Here is a 24,686-nt window from a genome sequence, read left to right as displayed (position 1 = left end):
CCCCCCCGGGGCCCCCGGGGGGGGGGGGGGGGCCGCCCCCCCCCCCCCCCCCCCCCCCGCCCCCCCCCCCCGCCCGCCCCCCCCCCCCCCCCGGGCCCCCCGCCCCCCCCCCCCCCCCCGCCACTGGCGGGCGGGACGCGTCCCCGCGCTCCGCGCCGCCGCGGAGCGCGGGGACCCCCCCCGTCCCGGCTACTGCAGGAACGCCCCGAGGGGCGACAGCAGCAACCGGCCGAGCAGGGCGGCGTTGTCGTCCAGCCGCGCCCGCTCGCACTCGTGGGCGGTCGGATCGTGCCGGCACCGCCAGATCTTCTGCGCGTTACGCCAGGCGACGTCGCGCGTGTACTCGACCAGTTCCCCCTGGTACCAGTCGTCGATGTCGCCGTTGAGCATGTCGATCATCAACTGCCACTGGTCCAGGTAGCCGCGCCGCAGCCCGGGGATCTTGTCCGCGAAGATGTCGTTGATCTTGAGGTAGTCGCGGTGCTGGTCGGTGCCGTCCACCGGCTCCGACTCCAGACTGTCGAACGTCGTCACCAGGGCGAACGGCAGGTCGTAGTTGATGTGCGCGTTGACCCCGGCGGCCGCCGACGGCAGCGGCCGGGCGTCCGGGCCGCGCATCCGCTCGAACAGGCACGACCACGCCTTCGGGCAGTTCGGGCTGGAGTCGGTCCAGAACCGCATCGCGTCGAAGTAGCGCGCGGCGAACTCGACGTCCAGCCGGGACAGGAAGACCGGGTCGGCGAAGAAGTCGTCGTAGAGACCGTTCAGCACGCTCTCGGTGATGGTCAGGTAGAGCTTGTTGAAGTCCGCGAGAGGGCAGCTCTCCTCCAGCGGAGGGAGCCGGACCAGCAGATCCTGCAGCTTCGTGAGGTGGTCCACGACGGCCGGCACGTCCGCGGGACGGTCGGCGAGCAGGTCGACGATGTCCCGGTGCACGGGCCCCCAAACCGGTTCAGTCATCTCTCCTCCACCTGCTCCCCCACGTCACCGGTCCTGGTGACGGTGCACAGCCTTCCAGCCGGCGGCGGTCGGCCGGATCAGTAGAACGACGTATACGTACGTGCCGCCCGCCCCTACGCGGGGCGGTTGCGGAGGAAGATCGCGCTTGCCTGGACCCGGGTGCGGACGTGCAGCTTGTCGAAGATGTGCGACACGTGCACGCCGATGGTCCGCTCGCTGATGAACAGCCGCTGGCCGATCTCCTTGTTGGTCAGCCCCTCGGCCACCGCCGCGAGCACCTCCCGCTCCCGGGCCGTGAGCACCGCCAGCTCGTCCCCGTCGGACGAGGCGGCCGTCGCCGACGCGCCGGACGCGGTGTCCCGTTCCTCGAGCGACACCCGCGCCCGGCCGGCCAGGGTCCGGATCTCCGAGGTCAGCGGGACCGCGCCCAGTCCCTGCGCCACCTGGTACGCCGCCCGCAGCAGCTTTCCCGCGGTGGCGCTGCGGCCGCGCCGGGCGAGCAGCGCCTCGGCCTGGCGCAGGCGCGAGTACGCCGCCGGGTACGGATGGTTGCGCCGGTCCCACTCGGTGACCGACCGGGCCCACAGCTCCGGGTCGCTGCCGTCGAGCCGACTCACCTCGGCGGCGCACAGAGCCAGGAAGCCGTCCACGACGCTACGGACCGCCGGTGGCGCGGACGCGCTCTTGCGGGCCACCCGGTCGGCGGCCTCACGCAGTCGCCGTACCGCCGTCCGGTCGACGTCGACGGTGCGGCTCGCGTGCGCCTCCGCCTCGGCCCGCAGGCCGTGCCACACCAGCGCGGCGAGGATGGTCACGTCGTCGGAGCGGCTCTCGGTCAGGCCGCGCTGCACGGCCTGCCGGGCCAGGTCGTGCCGGCCCTGCCACATCGCCAGCCCGGCGCGCAGGGTGAGCAGCGGGATCACGTGCCGGGCGCCGCCGCCGGCGAGCACGGTGGCCACCGCGTCCAGGTCCCGGTCGGCGGCCTCGATGTCGCCGTACCCGACGGAGAGCCGGCAGCGGGCCAGCAGCAGCTCGACGGCGTCCGCGCCGGACGGGCGGTGGCGCAGCGCCGCCGCCACCACCTTCTCCGCCTCGGCCCACTGGCCCACCCGGAACAGCCCGTTGGTGGCGATCGCGAGCAGCCGCGTCTCGTACGTGCGGCCCAGCCCCAGCTCGGCGACCCGCTCGGCGCCCCGCCGGGCCACCACGACGCCCTCCTCGAGGATGTTCAGCGGGCCGGTGAGCAGCTCGGCCAGGTGCAGGTACGCGCACGCCACGTCCTCGGGCTGGCCGGCCCGCTCCGCAATCTCCAGGGCCCGCCGGACGGCGGCCAGGCCGGAATCCGGGTCCTCCAGGTAGGCCTCGGAGAAGCCCAGCGCCGCGCTGGCGAGGACCACCTCCGACGTGGAGCCCTCCACCTCGCCGGACAGCTCCAGCGCCTCCCGGGCGCGCCGGCCGGCGTCGGCGTACCGGCCCAGGTGCAGCAGCAGCTCGGCCAGGTGCGCCGCCGCGGTGGCCCGCTCGCGCGGCGTGCAGTCGGGGTTGTCGAGGGCCCGCTGGTACTCCGCCTCGGCCAGCGCCGACCGGCCGGCGGCCGCCAGGTAGCGGGCCCGGCGGATGTGCAGCTCGCACGCCGGCCGGCCGGCGTCGGAGGCGGCCAGCTCCTCCAGCAGGGCGAGGGCCCGGGCGTGCTCGCCGCAGTGGTGCGCCGCCTCGGCGGCACGTTCCAGCAGGGTGACCCGGTCCACGGCCGGCCCGGCGGCGGGAGCGTCGGCCAGGTGCAGGGCGGCCGACCAGTGCCGGTGCGCCTCGGCGTAGCCGTGCAGCCGCTCGGCCTCCTCGGCGGCCGCGACCGCGGCCGGCAGGGCACGGGCGGGCTCGCCGGCCAGCCGCCAGTGGTGCGCCAGCCGCGCCTGGTGCAGCTCGGCCGGCGCGGCGGTCAGCGCCTCGGCGTAGCGGCGGTGCAGGGCGGCCCGCTCCGCGGGCAGCAGCTCGTGTTCCAGTACCTCGGCGACCAGCCGGTGCCGCAGCCGGTAGCCGTCGTCGGCGCCGACCAGCAGCCGGTGCGCGACCGCCGCCCGGACCGCCTCGATCAGCTCGTCCTCCGGCAGGCGTACCACCTTGGCGAGGAGCCAGTGCTCCACCGGCTCGACACCGGCGGCCACCGCGTGCACCACCGCGTGCGCGTGCTGCGGCAGCGCGTCCACCCTGGACAGGAAGATCTCGCGCAGGGTGTCGGAGAGGCCGACCCGGCCCTCGCGCAGGTCGCGGGCCAGCTCCTCCACGACGAACGGGTTGCCGCCGCTGCGCTGCCACACCAGGTCGGCGGCGTCCGGCGACAGGGGCCGGCCGACGACCGCCGCGGCGAGCTGCTCGGTGGCGGCCCGGTCCAGCGGGGCCAGGTCGATCACCTGCACCGTCCGCAGGCGACGCAGCTCGGTGAGGACGCGGCGCAGCGGGTGCGCGCCCTGCAGCGACTCCGCCCGGACGGCCGCCAGCACCGACACCTGCAGGTCGCCCAGGCCGGCGAGTAGATACAGCAGGAGCTGCCGGGTGCTCCGGTCGACCCACTGCAGGTCGTCGAGGACGAGCACGAGCGGCCGCCCCTCGGCGATCAGGTGCAGGCCCCGCGAGACCCGCTCCAGCAGCGCCCCGGCGCCGTCCGACCCGGCGGTCTCCTCGGCGAACATCCCGAGCAGCCCCCGGACCGCGGACGCCGTGCGGGCGTGCGAGGCGGTCAGCTCGGCGTCGAAGCGGCGCAGCGCCTGCAGCAGCGGATGCAGCGGTGAGGCGTCGCCGATGTCCAGGCAGGCGCCCGTGAGCACGAGGGCGCCCGCGTCCCGCAGCCCGGCGCCCACCTCGCGCAGCAGTCGGCTCTTGCCCACCCCGCTCTCACCGGAGAGGAAGACCGCCGCGGTGTGCCCCTGGGCGACGGTCCCGAGCAGCGCGGACCGTACCGACGTGACCAGGTCGGTCCGGCCGACGAGCGGTGCACCGTCCACATCGCTGGCCATGGCACGCAGCCTAGTCACACGTCCCCGGGCCGTTCTACAGGCCTTTCGGCCCTCTCGTACTCATCGCGTCGACATTGCGACCAAAGGTTGCGGCCGGCGGACATACGTCGTTCTGCCGATCCCCGGTCGGCCCAGGGGTGACAGTCTCCGATCGTCGTCAGCCACCAACCGGGGGGAAGGGCAGGTGCGATGCCCATGTTCACCATCGCCGCTGGTCCGGGGCGCGTCGGCGGTCGGGCTCTCGGTACGGTCCCGACGCGTCCCACGCGGTGCTCCGCCGATCCGCCGGACCGCTGGCCGGTGCCGGAGGAGAGACGGACGGTGACCGTCCTCTTCGCCGACATCGTCGGGTCCACGGCGCTGGTGGACCGGCTGGACCCGGAGGACGTCCGGGCGTTGCAGCACGCCTACTTCGACACTGTGGCGGGGGTGCTGGGCCGCTGGCACGGCGTGGTGGAGAAGTACATCGGGGACGCGGTGATGGCCCTCTTCGGCGCGCGCGAGTCCGACGGGTTCGACGCGTACCGGGCGGTGCGCGCCGGGCTGGAGATCCAGCGGTCGCTGGACCGGCGGTCGCTGGTCGGGGGGCCGGCACTGCGGGTCCGCGTCGGGGTGGCCACCGGCGAGGCGGTGGTGGACCTGGCCGCCACCCGGGACGGGGGGCACGGCACGGCGAGCGGCGCTGTCATCACGCTGGCCGCGCGCCTCCAGGAGTACGCCCCGCCGGGCGGTGTGGCGCGCTGCGCCGCGACCCACCGGGCGACCGACGGGATGATCGACCAGCGTCCGGTGCCGCCGGTGGCCGTGGCGGGCAAGCCGCTGCCGCTGGACGTGTGGCACGCCACCGACGTGGCCCGGCCCGCGCCCGGCCGGCACGCCGGGCCGCTGATCGGGCGGCGACGGGAGTTGGCCACCGTCCGGGACCAGCTCGTCCGGACGGTCCGGGAGCGCCGGCCCCGCTGGGTGTCGCTGGTCGGCCCGGCGGGCAGCGGGCGCAGCCGGCTGCTGCACGAACTGGTCCGGACGGTTCAGGCGGTCGACGGGATCCCGGTCCGCTGGTGCGTCGCGCACTGCCCGCCGTACCCGGCGGAGGCCCTGGCGCCCGTCGCCGACCAGGTCCGCGCGTTCGCCGGCCTCCGCGCGCGGGACACACCCCCGGTGGTACGCCGACAGCTCGCCGCCGCCGTGACCGACCTGGTGCCGGCGCCCCGCCGGACCGAGGCGGTGTACGCCCTCGAAGGGCTGCTGGCCGGGCCGGACGCCGGCACGGACGCGCAGCGGGGCGCGGCGGTCTGGCAGGAGTGCCTGCTCGCGCTCGCCGAACGGCAGCCGATGGTGGTGGCGGTCGACGACCTCGACCGGGGCGCGCCGGAGCTGGGTCACTTCCTGCACCGGCTCCTGGCCGCCGCCCGTACCCGAGCCGTGCCGCTCGCCGTGGTGGCGCTGCACGGTCCGGACCGGGCCGACGACCGGCCCGGCGACCGGGGGTGCCGGGTCCCGTTGGGCCGGCTGTCCAGCGTGGAGTCCGGCCGGCTGCTGCGCCACCTGCTGCACCGGGCCGGCCAACCGGCGCCGCTGGTCGCGGCCCTGCTGCCGTTGGTCGACGGGCACCCGGGGCGGGCCGCCGCGTACGTGGCGGCGCTGCCACCGGGCGGGGCCGACCCGGCGCGGCTGCCGGTGCCCGACCCGGTACGCCGCACCGTCGACACCCGGCTGGACCGGCTCGACGGCCCGCAGCGGGCGGTGCTCATGGCGGCCGCGGCCGCCGGAACGCCCGTCGACGCCGCTGCCGTGGACCACCTGTTCGGCTGGGTTCCGGGCCGGGCGGTCGCGGCGCTGCGCGAGCTGGTCGACCGGGACCTGCTGACCCTGCGGCCCGCCGGGTACGCCGTGAGCGACCCCGTGGTCGCCGCGGTCGCCGCCGCCCGGCTGACCCGCGCCGCCCGGACCGCGCTGCTCGCCCGGACGGACCAGCGGCAGGCACCGTCCGCTCTCCCCACGCGGTCCGCCGCACCGACGGCAGAGCCCGCCGAGGGCCGTTCGCACCGGGTGCCCGCCGACGGCCGCCCAGGCCCGATCGCCGCTCACCGCACCGGCGCTCTGCCGGCCGGGGCGGCCGTGCCGCTCACTCCCGGTGGGCCGGACCACACGCCCGGCCGGCCGTCCCACACCGGGGACGCCGCCGACGACGGTTCTCCCCGCCGCGCGACCAGGCCAGCGTCCCCGGACGGCCGCACCCCGGCCGCCCCTCGCGACGGCTCTCCCCGCACCACGACCATCGCTCGTTCAGCGGCCCTCGTCACGACGAGGTCCGCGTCGGCCGGCCCCGCTCCGGCCGTCACGTCCACGCCGGCAGTCGCCGGCGACCGCCCGCCCCGGAAAGCTGGCTCGTCCGCGTTCCCGGCCACCCCTGAACCGGGCGTCCCGTCGCCCCGGCCCGGGGGCCCGGAGCGGGACCGGACGTCCGGGGACGAGGTCGCCCGGTCGTCCGCTCCACCCAGGGTCGCGGCGCCGCGACCGGTCGGGGCCCCACGGCGGCTGCCCGGAGAGCGACATGAGGCAGCGACCGTTGCCCTGCACCGGCGCGGTCGGACATCGGCGACACCGGCGGTCCGGGCGGCCTGACGACGGCGTCGCATGATCGAATACACGGCAGCGGCACCCCGAGCGGCGTGTCGTGCCGCTGCCGTGTAGCTGATCAAAGCCGCGGCGCCACCGCCCTCGGCGCCACCGGCGCACCGGCCCGGGGGCCGCGGCGGTCAGCGGCGGTCGAGGAAGGCGAGGACCCGCTCCCAGGTGCACTCGGCCGCTGCCCCGTCGTAGTCGGGCACGTCCGGGTCGGTGTACAGGTGGCCGACGCCCGGGTACCGGTGCACGGTGAGGTCGGCGCCGGCCGTGGTCATCTCCCGCTGCCAGGCGTCGAACTCGTCCGGCGGCTCCCAGGGGTCGGGGTCGGCGAGGTGCACGTGCACCGGCAGGCCGGGCCGCACCCCGTCCGGCGCGCCGCTGGCGGCGTGCAGCAGCACCAGCCCCGCGGCGGCGGGACGCTCGCGCAGCATCGCGCCGGCCACCCCGGCGCCCATCGAGAACCCCAGGAGCACCACGTCGTCGGGCAGGTCGCGGACCGCCGCCCGGGCCCGCTCCACGACGGCCTCCCAACCGATCTTGTCCAGCAGCGCGATCCCCTCGTCGACGGTCTCCGCCGGCGGGACGCCGTACAGGTCGGGGGCGACCACCCGGTGCCCGGCGGCGCGCAGCCGGTCGGCGGCGGCGAGCACGGCGGGCCGCAGCCCGTACACGGAGTGGAAGAGCGCGACGTGTCCCATGTGCACATCCTGCCGGACGCCGCCGGGCGCCGCGTCCGGCTCAGGACCCGTTCAGCGTGCGGCTGCGACCCCGGAACTCGGCGACCACCTCGCCGTCGTCGCGGGTGACGGTGACGTCGTAGATGCCGCTGCGGCCGTACCGGGTGCGTTCGGTGGCGTGGGCGACGAGCAGGTCCCCCTCGCGCGCCGGCCGGACGAACGTGATGTCACCGCCGGCGGCCACCGTCACCGGGCCGTGGCTGTTGCAGGCCAGCGCGAACGCGGTGTCGGCGAGCAGGAAGACGTACCCGCCGTGGGCGATGGCGTGCCCGTTGACCATCGCGGCGGTGACCCGCATCCGGGCCACCGCCGCCCCGTCGGCGGCCTCGACCAGCTCGATGCCGAGCGCGCGCGAGGCGACGTCGGCGTCGAACATGTCGTACGCGGCGTTGCGCTCCCCCACGTCACCCGCCCCGCCGCTGGTCGACGATCCGGCGCATCTTGCCCATGGACCGCTCCACGCCGTCCGGGTCGAGCACCTCGACCGCCACGCTCACCTCGATCGTGTTCTTGACCAGGCCGACCAGCGCCGCGCCGGCCCGCTCGGCCGCCGCCCGGTCCGCGTCCGCCCGTCGCTCGACCCGGACGGTCAGGGTGTCCATCCGCCCCTGCCGGTCCAGGACGCACTGGAAGTGCGGGGACAGGGCGGGCGTACGCAGGATCAGCTCCTCGATCTGGGTCGGGAAGACGTTCACGCCCCGCACGATCATCATGTCGTCGGTCCGACCGGTGATCTTCTCGATCCGCCGCATCGGCCGGGCGGTGCCCGGCAGCAGCCGGGTGAGGTCCCGCGTGCGGTAGCGGACGACCGGCATCGCCTCCCGGGTGAGCGAGGTGAGGACCAGCTCGCCGCGCTCACCGTCGGGCAGGACCGTCCCGCTGACCGGGTCGATGATCTCCGGGTAGAAGTGGTCCTCCCACAGGTGCAGGCCGTCCTTCGTGTCGACGCACTCGACGGCCACACCGGGGCCCATGACCTCGGACAGCCCGTAGATGTCGACGGCGTGCATGTCGAGACGCCGCTCCATCTCGCGGCGCATGTCCTCGGTCCACGGCTCGGCCCCGAAGATCCCGACCCGCAGCGACGTGGAGCGCGGGTCGACGCCCTGGCGTTCCATCTCGTCCACGATGGCGAGCAGGTAGCTGGGGGTGACCATGATGACCTCGGGTTCGAGGTCGCGGATCAGCAGCACCTGCCGCTCGGTCATCCCGCCGGAGACCGGGATGACCGTGCAGCCGAGTTCCTCGGCGCCGTAGTGCGCGCCGAGCCCGCCGGTGAAGAGCCCGTACCCGTACGCGACGTGGACCCGGTCGCCGGGGCGGCCCCCGGCGGCCCGGATCGAGCGTGCCATCAGCCGCGCCCAGGTCCGCACGTCCTCCGCCGTGTACCCGACGACGGTGGGCCGGCCCGTGGTGCCGGACGAGGCGTGCAGCCGGGCGACCCGCTCGCGCGGCACGGCGAACATCCCGTACGGGTAGTTGTCGCGTAGCTCCGCCTTGGTGGTGAACGGGAACCGGGCCAGGTCGGCGAGCTCCCGACAGTCGTCGGGGTGCACGCCGGCCGCCGTGAAGGCCCGGCGGTAGTGCGGCACCTGGTCGTACGCGTGCCGCAGCGACCGGCGCAGCCGCTCCAGCTGCACCGCGCGCAGCTCGTCGACGCCCGCCCGCTCGATCGGCTCCAGCTCCTCCGGGCGGGGCGTACGGTCCTCCATCGCGGCCCTCCTCACTCCTGCCGCCGGGCGGCGGAGGCAGCACTCCGCCGATCTTGGTACCGTACGCCCGCCCCGCGCCGGCCACCACCGGCGGCCCGCGCCACCCGGGGTCACGCCGTGAGCAGCGGTACGGCGGCCGGACGGGGAAGTACGGGGCACCGCGGCCGCGACGGATCATCGTCTCCACCCACAGCACGTCGGCCGCCGCCACGTCGACGACCACCTCACCCGCGCCCGGCGTCGGCTCCGGCGCCTCGGTCAGGGTGAGTACCTCCGGCCCCCGAACCGCGTCACCTCGATCACCCGCACGTCGCCCTCCCGTCGCTCCTCGCCTGCTCGACATGTCGAGCCTCGGAGCTCAAGTCGGGTTGAGGTCAACCGGACGCACCGGTGACCCGCGCCACGGTCACGGGTTGTCCGGGTCCAGGTTCCGTTCGCGCAGCAGGGCGTCCAGCTTGGCCTCGATCCGCTCGTCGGACTCCCGGCTCTGCGACGAGCCCCAGTAGTAGAACAGGGCGAGCCCGGCGGCCTGCCAGACGAGCTGGAGGAACTCGGACTGCCAGTTCTCGAAGGTGCTGGCGAAGAACTGCGGCAGGAAGTCGACCCAGGCGAACGCCTGACCGTGCTGGCTGGCCTCGTTGCTCTCCACCGCCAGCTGGAAGACGAACTGGCCCAGCCAGGAGAACAGGAACAGGGCGCCGGTGACCAGAGCGAACGCGTACGCCTTGGGCCAGCTCGGCTTGCGGAACGGCGGGCCCTCGGCCTTCCTCCCCCGGCCACGCGTCGCCCGACCGTTGGACCCCGACGAACGTGTATCGGCTGCCGTCTTGGTGTCGGCCATGACGATCCCCTCTCGACGAATCCCCAGGTCAGGCATATGCCCTCCGGCGACTGCGTCGAAACGGTGCCCCAGCGCGACCGGACCGAAACACAGAGTTGCGTCGATCCGTGGCAGGGCCTGGGGGTGCGGGTCGTCGGGCCGGGGAGGACAGCTCCCCGGCCCACGCGGATCATCGCATCGCCATTCTTACGTAGTTGCAAGTTACTGGCAAGAAGGTCTGGACAGCCGTCCGGCGACGTAACTAGCCTCAGGGGCATGACTCCTTACATTGCGAACGCGGCGGCGTGGCAGGAGAGCTGGGACCGCCAGCAGGAGGCGTACCTGCCGGACCGGGAGCACCGCTTCACGGCCATGCTCGACGCCGTCGACGCCGTCCACGACGGCGGTGGCCCGCTGCGCCTGCTCGACCTCGCCGGCGGCACCGGCAGCATCTCGGAGCGGACCCTGCGACGCTTCCCCGACGCGCAGGTGACGCTGGTCGACCTGGACCCGGCGCTGCTCGCCCTGGCCCGGGCCTCGCTCGGTGACCGGGTCACGATCGTCACCGCCGACCTCGGCACGCCCCGGTGGCGGGACGCGCTCCCCCACCGCGAGTACGACGCGGTCCTCACCGCCACCGCGCTGCACTGGCTGCCGGCGGAGCGCCTCACGGCCCTCTACGCCGAGTTGCGCGACCTGCTCCGGCCCGGCGGCCTCCTGGCCAACGCCGACCACATGCCGGACGACACGCTGCCCGACCTGACCAAGCGCCTGCTCGACCGGGCCCGCGCCCGCCGGGACGCCCGGTACGCCGCCGGCGCCGTCCCGTCCTGGTCACAGTGGTGGGAGCTGGCGGCTGCCGACCCCGCGCTGGCACCGCTGGTGGCGGAGCGGCAGCGGATCTACCCGACGGGGCACAGTCCGGAGTGGAACCCGCCGGTCTCCTGGCACCTCGCCGCGCTGACCGGGGCCGGGTTCACCGAGGTCGGCACGGTGTGGCGGGGGGGCGCCGACGCGGCCGTCGCCGGAGTCCGCTGACCCGGCCGGGCCGCCCCGCCCCGCCCCGGCCCGGCCCGGCCCGGCCCGCCGAGCATGATCGACTCCAGGCCGGCGGCATCGTCCCTTCCGGCGCGTCCGGATGCCGCGATGGCGGCGGCACGGAGTGGATCGAGAGGTAGGGTGACCCGGTCCGACGCCGGAGCAGGGTGGGAGGGCGGGTGTCCGGTCCGGAGCAGCGGCGCGTCGACCCCGACGTCGACCTGCGCGTACCCGCCGACCGGGCCGAACTGGCCGCCCACCCGGCGGCGGTGCTCGGGGCCGTCGCCGCGGGCGGCGCGCTCGGCGCGCTGGCCCGGGCCGGCGTGTCGGCCGCGCTGCCGCCCGGCCCCACCGGCTTCCCCTGGGCCACGTTCGCGGTCAACCTGAGCGGGTGCCTGCTGATCGGCGTCCTGATGGCGGTGCTCGCCCGGCACGGGGGTCCGGCCCTGGCCCGGCCGTTCCTCGGTGTCGGGATGCTCGGCGGCTACACCACGTTCTCCACGTACGCGGTCGAGGCGCACCACCTCGTCGTCGCCGGGGCACCGGCGACCGCCCTCGCCTACCTGGCGGCGACCCTGGTCGGCGCACTGCTCGCCGTCTGGGCCGGTCACGCCGTCGCCGACCGGCTCGGCGGGGGCGGGTCGGCCACGCCGGAGCGCCGCGACGCCGGCCCGCCGGGGGCCGGCCGGTGACCATGCTGCTGATCGCGCTCGGCGCGGCGGTCGGGGCGCCGCTGCGCTACCTCACCGACCGCGCGGTGCAGGCCCGCTTCGGTACGGCGTTCCCCTGGGGCACGCTGACCGTGAACGTGGCCGGCTCGACTCTGCTGGGGTTCCTGGTGGGGATCCCGGTCTCCCCGGCGGTCGGCGCGCTGCTCGGCACGGGCCTGTGCGGCGCGCTGACCACGTACTCGACGTTCAGCTACGAGACCCTGCGCCTCGCCCGGTCGGATCGACCGGGGCGTGCCCTGGGCAACGCCCTGCTCAGCGTGCCGGCGACCCTCACGGCCGCCACCGTCGGCTACGCGCTGGCCCAGGCGCTCCCCTGACCCTCCCGCCGGACGGTGGGGGTTCCGGGCGCGCCGGTCAGGGCGACGACCGGACCGACCACGAAGACGGCCGGCGGGCGGACACCTTCCCGGGCGGCTACCACGCCGATCTCGTCCAGCCGTGCGGTCAGCGAGCGCTGCCCGGGGAGTCCGGCGTCCTGCACGGCGAGGACCGGCGTGTCCGGGGCCCGGCCGTGCGCCAGCAGCACCGCGGCGATCGCGTCGACGGTGTCGACGGCCATCAGCAGCACCAGGGTGCCCCGGGCCCGGCCGAGGGCCGCCCAGTCGACCAGCGAGTCCGGGTGTCCGGGCGGCAGGTGTCCGGAGACGACGGTGAACTCGTGCGCCACACCGCGGTGGGTGACCGGTACGCCGGCCAGGGCCGGCGCGGCGACCGTGCTGCTCACGCCGGGGACGACGGTCACCGGCACGCCGGCGGCGGTGCAGGCCTGGACCTCCTCGTGGCCACGCCCGAAGACGTACGGGTCGCCGCCCTTGAGCCGGACCACCCGCCGGCCGGCGCGGGCGTGCGTGACGAGCGCGGCGTTGATGGCGTCCTGGCCGACCGACGGTCCCCGGGGTACCTTCGCCGCGTCGACCACGGTCACGCCGGGGCGCAGCCCGGCGAGCAGCCCCTGCGGGGCGAGCCGGTCGACCACCACCACGTCGGCGGCGTCGAGCAGCGCCCTGCCGCGGACGGTGATCAGGTCGTCGGGCCCCGGCCCGCCGCCGACAATGGCGACGTGACCGGCACGCAGCACGGGTTCGCCGGGGTGACGGTGCCCGTGGCCGTGCCCGCCGGCCGGGTCGCCGGCGTGACCGTGGTGATGGTGGTCGTGGTCGTGCCCGCCGACCGGGTCGTCGGGGTGGTCGTGCGGGGTCTGCGGCCGGCCCACCTTGTCGGCGAAGCCGGGCATCAGCACCCGGTACGCGCAGGTGTCACAGTTCATCCGGATGTCGCCGCGTACCGCCTCGGCGTGGCGTTCGAGGACCAGGTCGGCGAGGGCGTCGCAGTCCCCGATCAGGTCGGCCACCCGTACGTCCAGCTCCGGGTGGGCGGCGGCGTACTCCCGGGACTGCGCGACGATCCGGTCGGGCAGCACCCCGGCGAAGAGGAAGTACGGGGCGACGACGATCCGCCGGGCGCCGAGCCGGCGCAGCCGGTCCAGCACGGCCGGCACGGACGGCTCGGCGAGGGAGATGAAGCCCGGTTCGACGCCGGCGTACCCGCGTCCCTCCCACAGCAGGCGCGCCACCTTGGCGACCTCGGCGTTGGCGTCCGGGTCGGTGGAACCGCGCCCGATCAGCGCCACCCAGGTGCCGGCCCGGTCGTCGCCGGCCAGGGCGGCGTCGATCCGCTCCTCCAGTGCGCTGTGCAGCAGCGGGTGCGGGCCGAGCGGGCGCCCGTACGCGTACCGGAGACCGGGGTGGCGCTGCTGCTCGCGGGCCAGCGCGGCGGGGATGTCGCCCTTGCCGTGCCCGGCCGCGGTGAGCACCAGTGGCAGCGCGACCAGCGACCGGTGGCCCCGGGCGGCCAGCGCACCGACCGCGTCGGTGAGCGGCGGGCGGGACAGCTCGATGAAGCCGCCCTCGACGTCGCCCACCCCCGCGCGGCGGCGGACCCGCTCCACCAGCGCGGCGAACTGCGCCACCCCGGCCGCGCTGCGGGTACCGTGCCCGACGATGACCAGCGCGCGGTGCGCGTCGCCGCCTCCGATACCCGGCCCCGGGACCTGGCCGTTCCGTTCGCTCATGCCGCCTCCTCCGCGTAGAGCAGGGCGTTGAGGGCGGCGGCGGCGACCGCCGACCCGCCCTTCTCGCCCCGGTTGGAGACCCCGGGCAGGCCGCTGGCCCGCAACGCGGCCTTGGACTCGGCGGCGCCGACGAACCCGACCGGCAGGCCGACCACCAGCGCCGGCCGCGCGTCGAGGGTGAGCAGTTCCACCAGTGCCGTCGGCGCGCACCCGACCACCCACACCGCACCGGCACCGACCCGGTCCAGGGCGACCCGCATCGCCGCGGCGGAGCGGGTGATCCCGGCCCGGCGGGCCAGGTCGGCCGTGACGGCCTCGGCCACCGGGCAGACCGTCTCCCGGCCGGTGATGCCGGCGGCGACCATCGCCACGTCGGTCACGACCGGGGCGCCGGCGCGCAGCGCGGCCAGCCCGCCGGCCAGGGCCGCCTCGTCGCACACCAGGTCGGTGACGTAGTCCAGGTCGGCGCTGGCGTGCACCACCCGCTCGACGACGGCCCGGGTCAGCGGCGGGAGGTGACCGAGGTCGGCGCGTTCCCGCAGGATCCGGTAGGACTCCACCTCGATCGGGTGCACGACCCGGCTCATCGGCCCTCCCGCGCGCCGGGCACGGCCGCGTGGGCCGTCGCGGCGCTGACCGTGGTCGTACTCATGGGTTTCCTCCACCGTGGTCGCGGCCGGTGACGCGGATGGCGTCCACCGGGCAGATCTCCAGGCATTCCAGGCAGCCGGTGCAGCGGTCGGCGCGGACGACGAGACCGCCGGCCACCGGCCGGATGGCGTGGGTGGGGCAGGTCAGCAGGCAGGCGCCACAGCCCTGGCAGGCGTCGACCGTCACCGGCGCGCGGCGGGTCATTCGCGCCACCGGTAGCCACGCGGGGTGACCATCCGGCCGGCGACGACCCGGGTCCGGCTGCTGCCCACGACGACGACGCTGTACATGTCGACCATCGCCGGGTCGAGGGTGGCCAGGGTGGCCAGATGCACCCGCTCGCCGTCGCGGCTGGCGTTGCGGACCACGCCGACCGGGGTGTCCGGCGGCCGGTGGGCGGCGAGGATCCGCAGCGCCTCCGGCAGCTGCCAGTCGCGGGCGCGGCTGCGCGGGTTGTAGAGCAGCGCCACGAAGTCGCCCTCGGCGGCGGCGGTGACCCGGCGGACGATGACCTCCCACGGGGTGTGCAGGTCGGACAGGCTGAGGTAGGCGTGGTCGTGGCCGAGCGGCGCCCCGAGCAGGGCCCCGGCGGCGAGGGCGGCGGTCACCCCGGGCACCCCCACGACGTCGATCCGCTCGTCGGCGTACTCCAGGGCGGGGCTCGCCATCGCGTACACCCCGGCGTCGCCGGACCCGATCAGGGCGACGGCGTGGCCGGCGGCGGCCTCGGCGACGGCGGCGCGGGCCCGTTCCTCCTCCGCGCCGAGCCCACTGGCGAGCACCCGGGTGCCGGGGCGCAACACGTCGCGGACCTGGTCGACGTACTGGTCCAGGCCCACCACGACGGCGGCCCGCCGCAGCTCGGCCACCGCACGGGGGGTGCGCAGGTCGGGCGCGCCGGGGCCGAGCCCGACGACGGCGAGCCGGCCGCGCGGCGTGTGCCGGGCGACCGCGACGGTCGCCATCGCGGTCGCGGTCTTCGGCACCAGCAGCTCCGCGTCACCGCCGAGCAGCGCCGCGGCCTCCGCGACGCTCGGGGTGCCGACGGCGGCGCGGACCACCTCGCTGGGGTTCGGCACGTCGACCGCCGCCAGCTCCGCCGCCGACCAGGTCACCAGGGGTACGCGCACCGCGTCGGCGGTCGCGCGGATGCCCGCCTCGTCGGCCTTCACGTCGGCGCTGGCCAGGTGGCGGAGGCTCGCCGGGCTGAGGCCCGCCTCGGCCAGCACCCGGTCGAGCAGGCCGCGTACCTCCGCGGCCGGTACGCCCCGGCTCGCCCCGACGCCCGCCACCAGCGACGGCGGCCGGAGCACGGCGGTCCGCCCGTCCAGCGGCACGACGCGGTCGGTGACCAGCAACCGGTACCCGGCTTCACCGCTCCCGTCAGCCGGGCGAACGTTCTCCGGCAGGGCGGGCAGGGGCCAGGTGGCGTCGGCGATCAGCGCGACCGGCTCGCCGTCGAGGATGGCCCGGCTCACCGCCGCGACCGCCCCCTCGACCGGCCAGCCGAGGGTGTCGAGCCCGGGCAGGCCGACCGCGTCGGTGGCGGTGGTCACCACCGGTGCGGCGTCGAGCAGTGCGCCGACGTCGGCGGCGAGGGCGTTGGCGCCGCCGGCGTGCCCGCCGAGCAGTGCGACCGCGTGCCGGGCCGCCTCGTCGACCACGACCACCGCCGGGTCGGTGCGCTTGTCGCCGAGCAGCGGGGCGAGGATCCGCACCACCGCACCGGTGGCGAGGAACGCCACGATCCCGTCGCAGCGGGTCCAGGCCTCCCGCAGCGCGTCGGCGGCGCTGTCCGCGTCGACCAGTCGGGCGTCGGGCCACGCGTCGGCGAGGATCCGGGCGTGCCGCCGCCCGGCGGCGGTGACGGCGACGAGGCCGATCCGGCGCGGGACCGAACCGTCCCGCCCCCTTTGCTCTGCGTCAACGGACGCACCGGTTCCGGCCCGGATCTGGTGCGTGGGTTGACGCGGAGCAAAGGGCGGGCGCGACAGGCGGGCGGCGCCCGCCGGGTCGGCGGCAGCGGCGTGGCCGGCCCGGGCCGCGTCGAGGTCAGGGTGGGTCACGGGCGCTCCCCGGTGAGGACGACCACCGGATTGGTGGCGGCGAGGCGGACCGACCCGCCGGGCAGGTCGGCGAGGCGGGCGGCGGACAGTTGGACGCCCTCGACGGCGTAGCCAGCGTCGCGCAGCAGGTCCCGGGCCGGGGCGACCCGGTCCACCGCGGCGAGCGCGACGACGACCCGCGCCGGGCGGCGGGCCGCGACGGCGGCGAGCACGTCGCCGCCGCCTCCGCCGACGAAGACCGCGTCCGGCTCGGGCAGCCCGGCCAGGGCGTCGGGTGCGCGGCCGCACACGACCCGCACGTCGACGGCGTGCCGGGCGGCGTTGGCACGGACCAGGTCCACCGCCGCCGGGTCCCGGTCGACGGCGACGACGGCCGCGCCGAGCAGTGCGCACTCGATGCCCACCGAGCCGCTGCCGGCGCCGACGTCCCACACCAGCCGGCCGAGCCGGGGCCGCAGCCGGGCCACCACGAGGGCGCGCACCTCCGCTTTGGTGATCATGGAGTCGCGGTGGGCGTACGCGCTCTCGGGCAGCGCCCACCCCCCGCCGGGCGCGGCGGCCGGCTGGTTGTCGACGCGCATCCCGTCCGGGGGCGTGCCGACGCTCAGCAGGACGTGCGGGTCGGACCAGGAGCGCGCGGCCGCCTCCGCCGGGGTGGTCCAGGTGACCCGCTCGGCGTCGGTGCCCAGGTGCTCGGCGACCACAAGGCGGCGGGACCAGCCGACCAGGCCGGCCCCGAGTTCGGCGGCGCCGGCGCCGGGCGCGGTCAGCACCGCGACCAGCGGCAGCGCCCGGGCGGCGTTGAGCGCCGGCCGAAGGTCGCGCCCGTGTGCGGTGACCACGGCCGCGCCGTCCCACGGCAGGCCGGCCCGCGCGAACGCGGCGGCGACACTGGACACCGCCGGCACCACCCGAACCGGCAGGTCGGCCGCCCGCAGCCGCCGCACGATCCCGAAGAGTCCGGGGTCGCCGCTGGCCAGCACCACGGCCGGTGTGGCGGCGGCGACGGCGACGGCGAGCCGGTCCAGGGCGGGCGCCAGCGGCCCGAGGACCACGGTCTCCGCACCGGCCGGCAGCGGCACGGCGGCGAGGTGCCGCGCCGCGCCGACCACGAGTCCCGCTCGGGCGAGTACCCCGGCCACGGCGGGCGGCGGCGGGTGGCCGGCGGCGTCGACGCCGACCACGGTCACGTGGGGCGGGTCGGTGCCCGGATCGCCGGCCGCGGGCCGGCGCGGCGCGGCGTCGGCGCGGACGGCGGTCACGGTCACCGGCGCCCCGGCGGCGGCCGGGCGTGCCTCGGCGGCGGTCACGCGACCCACCGCCCGGAGGAGGCGACGACCCGGGAGCCGGTGAAGTCGACCAGGGCCACGTCGACGTCGAGCGCGTCCTCCGCGAAGCGCAGCAGCACCGCCCGTACCCGGCGGCAGAGCAGGTCACCGGCGGTGCCGAGCAGGCCGGCGGCCTCCCACAGCTCGTACGCGTGCCGCCCGGTGTTGGCGGCGGTGACGGCGGCGACCAGGTCGGCGTCCCCACCGGCCTCGGCGGTGACCGCGCCGAGCAGCGACAGGTCCACCTTGGAGCGCGTGTAGTGGGTCATCAGCACGCCGGCGGCGAGCTTGGCCAGCTTCCCGGCCATCCCGACGAAGACCACCCCGGTCAGGCCGTCGGCGACCGCCGCGGTGACCGCCGCGCCGGTGAAGTCGCCGACCTCCACGAAGCACACCTCGGGCAGGTCGGGCAGCAGCGCGCGGGCGGCCCGCTCGGTCCGCCCGCCGGTGCAGAGCACGACGGTCCGTTCGCCCTGGGCGGCCATCACGTGCACCGCCTGCACGACGCTCGCCCGCCAGGAGGCGGTGGAGAAGGGACGGACGATCCCGGTCGTACCCAGGATGGAGATGCCGCCGAGGATCCCCAGCCGGCGGTTGGTGGTCTTGCGCGCCATGATCTCGCCGCGCGGGACGCTGATGACCACGCGGACGCCGACGGTCGCCAGGTCGACCACCTCGCCGACGGCCTCGCCGATCATCCGGCGCGGGGTGTCGTTGATGGCCGGCCCGCCGACCGGCAGCCCTAGCCCGGGTTTCGTCACCGTGCCCACCCCCGGCCCGCCCTCCAGGGCCAGCCCGGGGGTCTCCCGCCAGGCGACCGTGGCGGTCAGCTCCGCGCCGTGGGTGACGTCCGGGTCGTCGCCGGCGTCCTTGACCACCACCGCCTCGGCCCGTGCCTCCCCTGCCCCGGACGTGCCGGTGGCCGGCGAGATGTCGCAGCGGGCCACCGGGAAGCGCACCCGGCGGCCGGCCGGCAGCCCGATCTCCACCTCGCGCTGCGGGACGCCGGTGACCAGCGCGGTCAGCGCCGCCTTCGTCGCGGCCGTCGCGCAGGCGCCGGTGGTCCAGCCGGTACGCAGCGCGGTGGGCCGGACCTTCGCGGTACGCGGCAGGTCCGGCTCGCGCAACGGCGGCAGGTCGTACGCCATCAGGACGGTCCCTCCGGGGCCGGCGGCGCGGCGCGGTCGGTGCGGGCCCGGCGCAGCGCGGCCCGGGCGGCCGGCTCGGCCCGGCGGTAGGTGTGGAAGTGCCCCGGGTGGTACAGGTGCGAGCGGGTGCCGGTCGCGTCCAGCGCCGGCCCGACCAGGAAGAGGGTGTGCTTCCAGAGCCGGTGCTCCTTGACCGTGGTCTCCAGGGTGCCGACGGTGCACCGCACCACCAGCTCGTCGGGCCAGGTGGCCTGGTACGCGACGACCGCCGGGGTGTCCGCCGGATACCCGCCGGCGAGCAGCTCGGCCTGCACCTGCCCGGAGCGGGCGGCGGAGAGGAACAGCGCCATCGTGGTGCCGTGCCGGGCGAACTCCCGGACCCGCTCGCCCGGCGGCATCGGCGTCTTGCCGCCCTCGAGGCGGGTGAGGATCACCGACTGGGCCACCTCGGGAATGGTCAGCTCCCGGCCGACGATCGCGGCGACGGCGGTGAACGAGGAGACACCGGGGACGACCTCCACCGCGAGGCCGAGTGCCCGGCACAGGTCGAGCTGTTCCTGCATCGCGCCCCACAGGGCCGGGTCGCCGGAGTGGATCCGGGCCACGGTCAGCCCCTCGGCCGCGGCCCGTCGGTACAGCGGCAGCACCCCCTCGATCGGGAGCTGCGAGGAGTCGACGATCTCGGCGTCCGGGCGGGCGTGGGCGAGCACGTCGGCGTGCACCAGGCTGGCCGCCCACACCACCACGTCGGCGGTGGCGATCACCCGGGCGGCGCGCAGGGTCAGCAGGTCCGCCGCGCCGGGCCCGGCGCCGACGAACCAGACGGTGCCGGTGGTGGTCACAGCTTTCCTCCCCGCCGGTCCCGGCGGGCCGGGACCAGCAGTGTCGACAGGTACGGCACGTCGCCGTCGGCCTCGGCGGCCGGCCCGACGTGTTCGCCGGGCAGGCCCAGCCCACGGCCCAGCACGGCGTCGGCGAGCCGGCCCTGCCGGCGCAGCTCGGCGAGCAGCTCGGGGTGGCGGCGCCAGCCCTTGTAGGCGACGACGGTGCCCGGGCCGGCGACGGCGTCGGCGAAGAGCGCCAGGCCGGCGGTGGCCGGCAGCAGCGTGAGCGGTTCCCGCCCCTCGCACAGCGGGACGCCGCTGCGGGCGGCCAGCTCCTGCATCGCGGTGATCCCCGGGACGGTCTCCACCACTACCTCCGGCCGCAGCTCCCGGACGGTCTGCGCCAGGTAGCTGAACGTGGAGTACACGTTGGGGTCGCCGATGGTGGCGAAGGCGAGGGTCCGGGCGCCACCGTCGACGGCGGCCACCACCGCCCGGGCGGCGCCGTCCCACGCCCGCGCCCGGCGGGCGGTCACGCCGCCCCGGTCGTCGAGGGCGAACGGCAGCCGGCGCAGCCGGTCCGGCGGGACGTGCGGGGCGACGGTGGTCTCGGCCCGTCCGGAGGCGGCGGCGCCGTCGGCGTCGAGCCGGTCCAGCACGGGTACGAACACCAGCTCCGCCTCGCGCAGGACGCGTACGGCACGCAGGGTGAGCAGGTCCGGGTCCCCCGGGCCCACCCCGACCCCGGTCAGCGTGGCGGTCACCGGGCCGCCGCCAGCAGCCGCCGTGCCGCGCCCGGGTGGCCCGCCCAGTGGGTGTGCAGGTAGGAGGCGTGCACCCGGCCGGCGACGAAGCCGTGGGCGCTGCCGGTCCAGCGCCACGCCGGCCGGTCGCCGTGGCCGGGGTCGGTGACGGTGCGGTGGAACTCGTGGCCGCGTACCGGGTCGCCGGCGGCGTGCACGGGCGAGTCGGTGGCGGCGACGGCGTCCCGGTAGCCGAGGGTGAGCCGTCCGGTCATCCGCGCGGTCAGGTCGAGCCGGCCGCACATGGGTACGCCGTCCAGCTCACGCCCCAGGTAGAGCAGGCCGGCGCACTCGGCCACGACGGGACCGTCGAACGCGGCGAGGTCGGCGCGCAGCCCGGTGTTGGCGGCGAGGGCGTCGACGTGCACCTCGGGGAAGCCGCCGCCGATCACCACCGCGCGGGTGCCGGCCGGCAGCGCCGGGTCGCGCAGCGGGTCGAACGGGACGACGGCCGCGCCGGCGGCGGCGAGCAGCTCGGTGGTCTCCGCGTACGCGAAGGTGAAGGCCGGCCCGCCGGCTACCGCGACCACCGGGCGCTCCGATCCGGCGGGGCCGCCGACGGCGGCGGCCGGATCCCACGCCGGCACGGTCAGCGGCGGGGCGCTGCGGGCCAGGTCGAGGACGGCGTCGAGGTCCACGGTGGACTCGACAAGCGCGGCCAGCGCGTCGACCACGGCGAGCGACTCGGGGGCCCGCTCGGCGACCGGCACCAGCCCCAGGTGCCGCGACGGGGCGGTGACCTCGGCGGCGCGGGTCACCGCGCCCAGCACCGGTACGCCGACCTCGGCCAGCGCGTCGCGCAGCAGGGTCTCGTGGCGGGGCGAGCCGACCCGGTTGAGGATCACCCCGCCGATCCGCACGGCCGGGTCGAACGCGCGCATGCCGAGCACCAGCGCGGCGGCGCTGCGCCCCTGGGCGGTGGTGTCCAGCACCAGCAGCACGGGCGCGTCGACGAGGCGGGCGACGTGGGCGGTGGAGGCGTACGCCCGGCGGCCGACCGCGCCGTCGTGCAGCCCCATCACGCCCTCGACCACAGCGACGTCGGCGGGGGTGGGGGTGCTCGCGCCGTGCCGCAGCAGCGGGGCGATCCGCCCCTCGCCGACCAGCCACGGGTCGAGGTTGCGGCCCGGCCGGCCGGCGGCGAGGGCGTGGTAGCCGGGGTCGATGTAGTCGGGGCCGACCTTGTGCGGGCTGACCGTGAGGCCCCGACGGCGCAGCGCGGCGAGCAGCCCGGTGGCGACGGTGGTCTTGCCGTGCCCGCTGGCCGGCGCGGCGACGACGATCCGGGGCAGCGCCCAGGGGGTCGCCGGGTTGTCGCTCACCACTCGATGCCCTTCTGGCCCTTCTGGCCGGCGTCCATCGGGTGCTTCACCTTGGTCAGCTCGGCCACCAGGTCGGCGGCGGCCACCAGGCGCGGGTCGGCGTCGCGGCCGGTGATGACGACGTGCTGGAAGCCGGGCCGGCCGGCGAGGGTGTCGACGACCTCGTCCACGTCCACCCAGCCCCACTTCATCGGGTAGGTGAACTCGTCGAGGACGTACAGGCCGTACCGCTCGGCGGCCAGGTCGCGCTGGATCTGCCGCCACCCCTCGCGGGCGTCGGCGGCGTGGTCGGCCTCGCCGCCGCGCTGGATCCACGACCAGCCCTCGCCCATCTTGTGCCAGGTGACCGGGGCGCCCTGGCCGGTGCGCTCGTGCACCTCGCCGAGCGCGCGGAAGGCGTTCTCCTCCCCCACCCGCCACTTGGCGCTCTTGACGAACTGGAACACCCCGATCGGCAGCCCGGCCGTCCACGCCCGCAGCGCCAACCCGAACGCGGCGGTGGACTTCCCCTTCATCTGCCCGGTGTGGACGATCACCAGTGGCCGATTCCTCCGCTGCCGGGTCGTCAACCCGTCCGCGGGCACGTGCGTGGGCTTCCCCTGCGGCATCAGCTGCTCCTTCCCGCCGTCGCCCCGACGGCGGCGATCTCGGGGTTCTGGCCCGTGGTCTGCCCTGCTTGTTCCGTTTCGCCGGCGCGGAAACCGCGTGATCCCGGCGACGGGGTGGTGGCGAGGGCCGTGAGCGGGGTTGTCGTCACGTGGGCCAGGGGGTGGTGGGCGGCGTTCAGGTGGGTGGCCAGGCGCTTCGCCAGGTTCAGGCGGACGGGGCCGGACTCGCAGTCGACGACGACGCAGGGGGCGCCGGTCGAGCGGAGCACCGCCGCGGCCCGGTCCGCGCGGGACAGCGGGTCCGTGCCGGCGGTGGCGCGACCGTCGGTGACGACGAGGACCAGGGGGCGACGCTTCGGGTCGCGCAGGCGTTCCACCCGCAGCAGGTCGGCGGCGGCGAGCAGACCCTCGGCGAGCGGGGTACGCCCCCCGGTGGGCAGCTCGGCCAGCCGCGTCGACGCCGCGAGGACCGACGAGGTGGCCGGCAGCAGGGTCTGCGCGCCGGCGCCCCGGAAGGCGATCACCGCGACCTTGTCGCGGCGCTGGTACGCGTCGGTGAGCAGGGCGAGGACGGCCCCCTTGACCGCGCTCATCCGCTGCCGGGCGCCCATCGACCCGCTGGCGTCCACGACGAACAGGACCAGGTTGCCCTCGCGCCCCTCGCGGACCGCCTCCCGGACGTCGGCCGGGCGCAGCCGCAGCGGACCGTGCTGCCGCCCACGGATGGCCTGGTGCGGTGCGGCGGCCCGGACCGTCGCCGGCAGGTGCAGGGCGCCGGGCCGCCCGGCCGGCACCCGCGCGCCGGTGGTCCGGCCGCGCCCGGTCCGCGCCCGCGACCGCCGCCCGGGCACGCCCTCCCCGATGCCCGGCGCGGTGAACAGCCGCGCCCGCAACCCACTCCGGGGTACGGCCACCGCACCGGCCCCCTCGTCCGGGCGCTGACCGTCGGGCCGCCCCGACCGGCGTTCCCCGGCCGGTTCGGGCCGCCCCGACCGGCGTTCCCCGGCCGGTTCGGGCCGGCGTCCACTGCGGCTGGCCGGGTCGCCGTGCGCCCCGGATTCCGTCGGCCCGCCACCGTCCGGCCGGTCGGCAGGGGCCGCACCACCGTCGGGGCGGGAGCCGTCCACGGTCGAACCGTCGGGACCGGAACCGCCTCCCGGACCGCCGTCCGGCCGGGGACCGCCGTCCGGCCCCCGGCCGCCCGTGCTGCCGTCGCCCTCGTCCGGGTCGTCGGGGTGCTCGTCCTGGGCCCGTCGCAGGGCCTCGTCGAGGCGCTTCTCGTCCAGCCCCGGAGTGTCGAACGGGTCGCGGCGCCGCCGGTGCGGCAGGGCGAGCCGGGCGGCGACCCGGACGTCCTCCGCGCCGACCCGCTCCCGCCCCTGCCAGGCGGCGTGGGCGACGGCGGCGCGGGCGGTGACGATGTCGGCACGCATGCCGTCCACGTCGAACGCGGCACACACCTCGGCGATCTGGCGCAGCGCCGCGTCGCTCAGCACCACCCGGCCGAGCCGGGCGCGGGCGTCGGCCACCCGGCGGGCGACGGCGGCGTCCGCGTCGGCCCAGCGGGCGGCGAAGCCGGCCGGATCGGCGTCCGCGGCGAGCCGGCGGCGGACCACCTCCACCCGGACGGCCGGGTCGCGGCTGGCGGCCACCTCCACCGTGAGCCCGAACCGGTCGAGCAGCTGGGGTCGAAGCTCCCCCTCCTCCGGGTTCATGGTGCCGACGAGGAGGAAGCGGGCGGCGTGGCTGACCGAGACGCCCTCCCGCTCGACGTGGCAGCGGCCCATCGCGGCGGCGTCCAGCAGCAGGTCCACGAGGTGGTCGTGGAGCAGGTTCACCTCGTCGACGTAGAGCAGGCCGCGGTGGGCGGCGGCGAGCAGGCCTGGCTCGTACGCGCGTACCCCCTCGGCGAGCGCCTTCTCCAGGTCGAGCGACCCGACGACCCGGTCCTCGGCGGCGCCGACCGGCAGCTCGACCAGCGCGGCCGGGCGGCGCTCGACGACCGGCTCGGCGGGGTGCGGCCCGTCCGGGCAACGGGGGTCGGGTGCGGCCGGGTCGCAGGCGAAGCGGCAGCCCACCACCCGGTCCACCGGTGGCAGCAGCGCGGCGAGGGCGCGCACGGCGGTGGACTTGGCGGTGCCCTTCTCGCCCCGGACCAGCACCCCGCCGATGGCCGGGCTGACCGCGTTGAGCAGCAGGGCGAGGCGCATGTCGTCCATGCCGAG

Annotated in this window: 20 protein-coding genes and 1 pseudogene; 4 read left to right on the top strand and 17 right to left on the bottom strand. The window is 76.9% G+C overall.

The annotated features are described in order from the left end of the window. Nucleotides 1-189: 189 nt before the first annotated feature. Nucleotides 190-960, bottom strand: coding sequence for a DUF5995 family protein (locus HCJ94_RS21315; RefSeq protein WP_168002791.1), 771 nt, complete (start codon nucleotides 958-960; stop codon nucleotides 190-192). A 113-nt stretch (nucleotides 961-1,073) separates the two neighbouring features. Continuing rightward, complete coding sequence (locus HCJ94_RS21310; RefSeq protein ID WP_168002790.1) at nucleotides 1,074-3,974, bottom strand: helix-turn-helix transcriptional regulator; 2,901 nt, start codon at nucleotides 3,972-3,974, stop codon at nucleotides 1,074-1,076. A 321-nt stretch (nucleotides 3,975-4,295) separates the two neighbouring features. Between HCJ94_RS21310 and HCJ94_RS21305 the strand changes: the two genes are divergently transcribed. Continuing rightward, nucleotides 4,296-6,599: an AAA family ATPase gene (locus HCJ94_RS21305; RefSeq protein ID WP_309227366.1), complete on the top strand. Its 2,304-nt coding sequence runs from the start codon at nucleotides 4,296-4,298 to the stop codon at nucleotides 6,597-6,599. Nucleotides 6,600-6,733: 134 nt separating this feature from the next. Here HCJ94_RS21305 and HCJ94_RS21300 read toward each other — a convergent pair whose 3' ends face one another. The 4 genes from HCJ94_RS21300 to HCJ94_RS21285 all read right to left on the bottom strand — a co-directional run bounded on the left by HCJ94_RS21300 (nucleotide 6,734) and on the right by HCJ94_RS21285 (nucleotide 9,892). Continuing rightward, complete coding sequence (locus HCJ94_RS21300; protein ID WP_168002789.1) at nucleotides 6,734-7,300, bottom strand: dienelactone hydrolase family protein; 567 nt, start codon at nucleotides 7,298-7,300, stop codon at nucleotides 6,734-6,736. Between the two features lie 40 nt (nucleotides 7,301-7,340). Next, entirely contained in the window at nucleotides 7,341-7,715 is a 375-nt protein-coding gene (paaI, locus tag HCJ94_RS21295; RefSeq protein ID WP_168002803.1) for a hydroxyphenylacetyl-CoA thioesterase PaaI, read from the bottom strand. Nucleotides 7,716-7,743: 28 nt separating this feature from the next. Further along, on the bottom strand, nucleotides 7,744-9,051 hold the full coding sequence (paaK, locus tag HCJ94_RS21290; protein WP_168002788.1) for a phenylacetate--CoA ligase PaaK: 1,308 nt from the start codon (nucleotides 9,049-9,051) through the stop codon (nucleotides 7,744-7,746). A gap of 406 nt (nucleotides 9,052-9,457) precedes the next feature. Beyond that, entirely contained in the window at nucleotides 9,458-9,892 is a 435-nt protein-coding gene (locus HCJ94_RS21285) for a DUF6766 family protein (RefSeq protein ID WP_168002787.1), read from the bottom strand. A gap of 255 nt (nucleotides 9,893-10,147) precedes the next feature. On the opposite strand from HCJ94_RS21285, the gene HCJ94_RS21280 reads away from it, so the two are divergent. The 3 genes from HCJ94_RS21280 to crcB all read left to right on the top strand — a co-directional run bounded on the left by HCJ94_RS21280 (nucleotide 10,148) and on the right by crcB (nucleotide 11,957). Beyond that, nucleotides 10,148-10,909: a class I SAM-dependent methyltransferase gene (locus HCJ94_RS21280; protein ID WP_168002786.1), complete on the top strand. Its 762-nt coding sequence runs from the start codon at nucleotides 10,148-10,150 to the stop codon at nucleotides 10,907-10,909. A 167-nt stretch (nucleotides 10,910-11,076) separates the two neighbouring features. After that, on the top strand, nucleotides 11,077-11,601 hold the full coding sequence (locus HCJ94_RS21275; RefSeq protein ID WP_168002785.1) for a FluC/FEX family fluoride channel: 525 nt from the start codon (nucleotides 11,077-11,079) through the stop codon (nucleotides 11,599-11,601). After that, nucleotides 11,598-11,957, top strand: coding sequence for a fluoride efflux transporter CrcB (gene crcB, locus HCJ94_RS21270; RefSeq protein WP_168002784.1), 360 nt, complete (start codon nucleotides 11,598-11,600; stop codon nucleotides 11,955-11,957). The genes HCJ94_RS21275 and crcB overlap by 4 nt, the downstream gene beginning before the upstream one ends. Here the strand turns inward: crcB and cobA are convergent. From cobA to HCJ94_RS21215, 11 genes and pseudogenes are all read right to left on the bottom strand, one after another. Further along, nucleotides 11,930-13,711 carry a uroporphyrinogen-III C-methyltransferase gene (gene cobA, locus HCJ94_RS21265; RefSeq protein ID WP_168002783.1) on the bottom strand — a complete coding sequence of 594 codons (1,782 nt, stop codon included), beginning with the start codon at nucleotides 13,709-13,711 and terminating at the stop codon, nucleotides 11,930-11,932. The two genes, crcB and cobA, sit on opposite strands and share 28 nt — an antisense overlap. Further along, a complete protein-coding gene (locus tag HCJ94_RS21260; RefSeq protein ID WP_168002782.1) occupies nucleotides 13,708-14,298 on the bottom strand; it encodes a precorrin-8X methylmutase in 591 nt (196 codons plus the stop codon). Before HCJ94_RS21260 ends, cobA begins: the two co-directional genes overlap by 4 nt. A 61-nt stretch (nucleotides 14,299-14,359) precedes the next feature. Continuing rightward, on the bottom strand, nucleotides 14,360-14,566 hold the full coding sequence (locus HCJ94_RS21255; protein WP_205801636.1) for a DUF362 domain-containing protein: 207 nt from the start codon (nucleotides 14,564-14,566) through the stop codon (nucleotides 14,360-14,362). Next, nucleotides 14,563-16,245 (bottom strand): precorrin-3B C(17)-methyltransferase, encoded by a 1,683-nt coding sequence (gene cobJ / locus HCJ94_RS21250; RefSeq protein ID WP_309227367.1) that lies wholly within the window; start codon nucleotides 16,243-16,245, stop codon nucleotides 14,563-14,565. The genes HCJ94_RS21255 and cobJ overlap by 4 nt, the downstream gene beginning before the upstream one ends. A gap of 179 nt (nucleotides 16,246-16,424) precedes the next feature. Beyond that, a complete protein-coding gene (cbiE, locus tag HCJ94_RS21245) occupies nucleotides 16,425-17,747 on the bottom strand; it encodes a precorrin-6y C5,15-methyltransferase (decarboxylating) subunit CbiE (protein ID WP_373684386.1) in 1,323 nt (440 codons plus the stop codon). After that, the gene (locus HCJ94_RS21240; protein ID WP_168002780.1) at nucleotides 17,735-18,904 is read right to left on the bottom strand and encodes a cobalt-precorrin-5B (C(1))-methyltransferase; all 1,170 of its coding nucleotides are present in this window, start codon (nucleotides 18,902-18,904) and stop codon (nucleotides 17,735-17,737) included. Before HCJ94_RS21240 ends, cbiE begins: the two co-directional genes overlap by 13 nt. Further along, nucleotides 18,904-19,746 carry a precorrin-4 C(11)-methyltransferase gene (cobM, locus tag HCJ94_RS21235; protein WP_168002779.1) on the bottom strand — a complete coding sequence of 281 codons (843 nt, stop codon included), beginning with the start codon at nucleotides 19,744-19,746 and terminating at the stop codon, nucleotides 18,904-18,906. The genes HCJ94_RS21240 and cobM overlap by 1 nt, the downstream gene beginning before the upstream one ends. After that, nucleotides 19,743-20,492, bottom strand: a complete 750-nt coding sequence (gene cobI / locus HCJ94_RS21230) for a precorrin-2 C(20)-methyltransferase (RefSeq protein WP_168002778.1) — start codon at nucleotides 20,490-20,492, stop codon at nucleotides 19,743-19,745. The genes cobM and cobI overlap by 4 nt, the downstream gene beginning before the upstream one ends. Beyond that, nucleotides 20,489-21,853 carry a cobyrinic acid a,c-diamide synthase CobB gene (locus HCJ94_RS21225; RefSeq protein ID WP_168002777.1) on the bottom strand — a complete coding sequence of 455 codons (1,365 nt, stop codon included), beginning with the start codon at nucleotides 21,851-21,853 and terminating at the stop codon, nucleotides 20,489-20,491. The genes cobI and HCJ94_RS21225 overlap by 4 nt, the downstream gene beginning before the upstream one ends. Continuing rightward, nucleotides 21,850-22,461, bottom strand: a complete 612-nt coding sequence (gene cobO / locus HCJ94_RS21220) for a cob(I)yrinic acid a,c-diamide adenosyltransferase (RefSeq protein ID WP_168002776.1) — start codon at nucleotides 22,459-22,461, stop codon at nucleotides 21,850-21,852. The genes HCJ94_RS21225 and cobO overlap by 4 nt, the downstream gene beginning before the upstream one ends. 116 nt (nucleotides 22,462-22,577) lie before the next feature. Next, nucleotides 22,578-24,680, bottom strand: a pseudogene (locus HCJ94_RS21215) (VWA domain-containing protein); the annotation flags it as partial. Between the last annotated feature and the right edge of the window lie 6 nt (nucleotides 24,681-24,686).

It is taken from the genome of Micromonospora thermarum, assembly GCF_012034245.1.
GTDB classification, from domain to species: domain Bacteria; phylum Actinomycetota; class Actinomycetes; order Mycobacteriales; family Micromonosporaceae; genus Micromonospora; species Micromonospora thermarum.
This window is presented reverse-complemented; position numbering and strand designations above follow the sequence as displayed.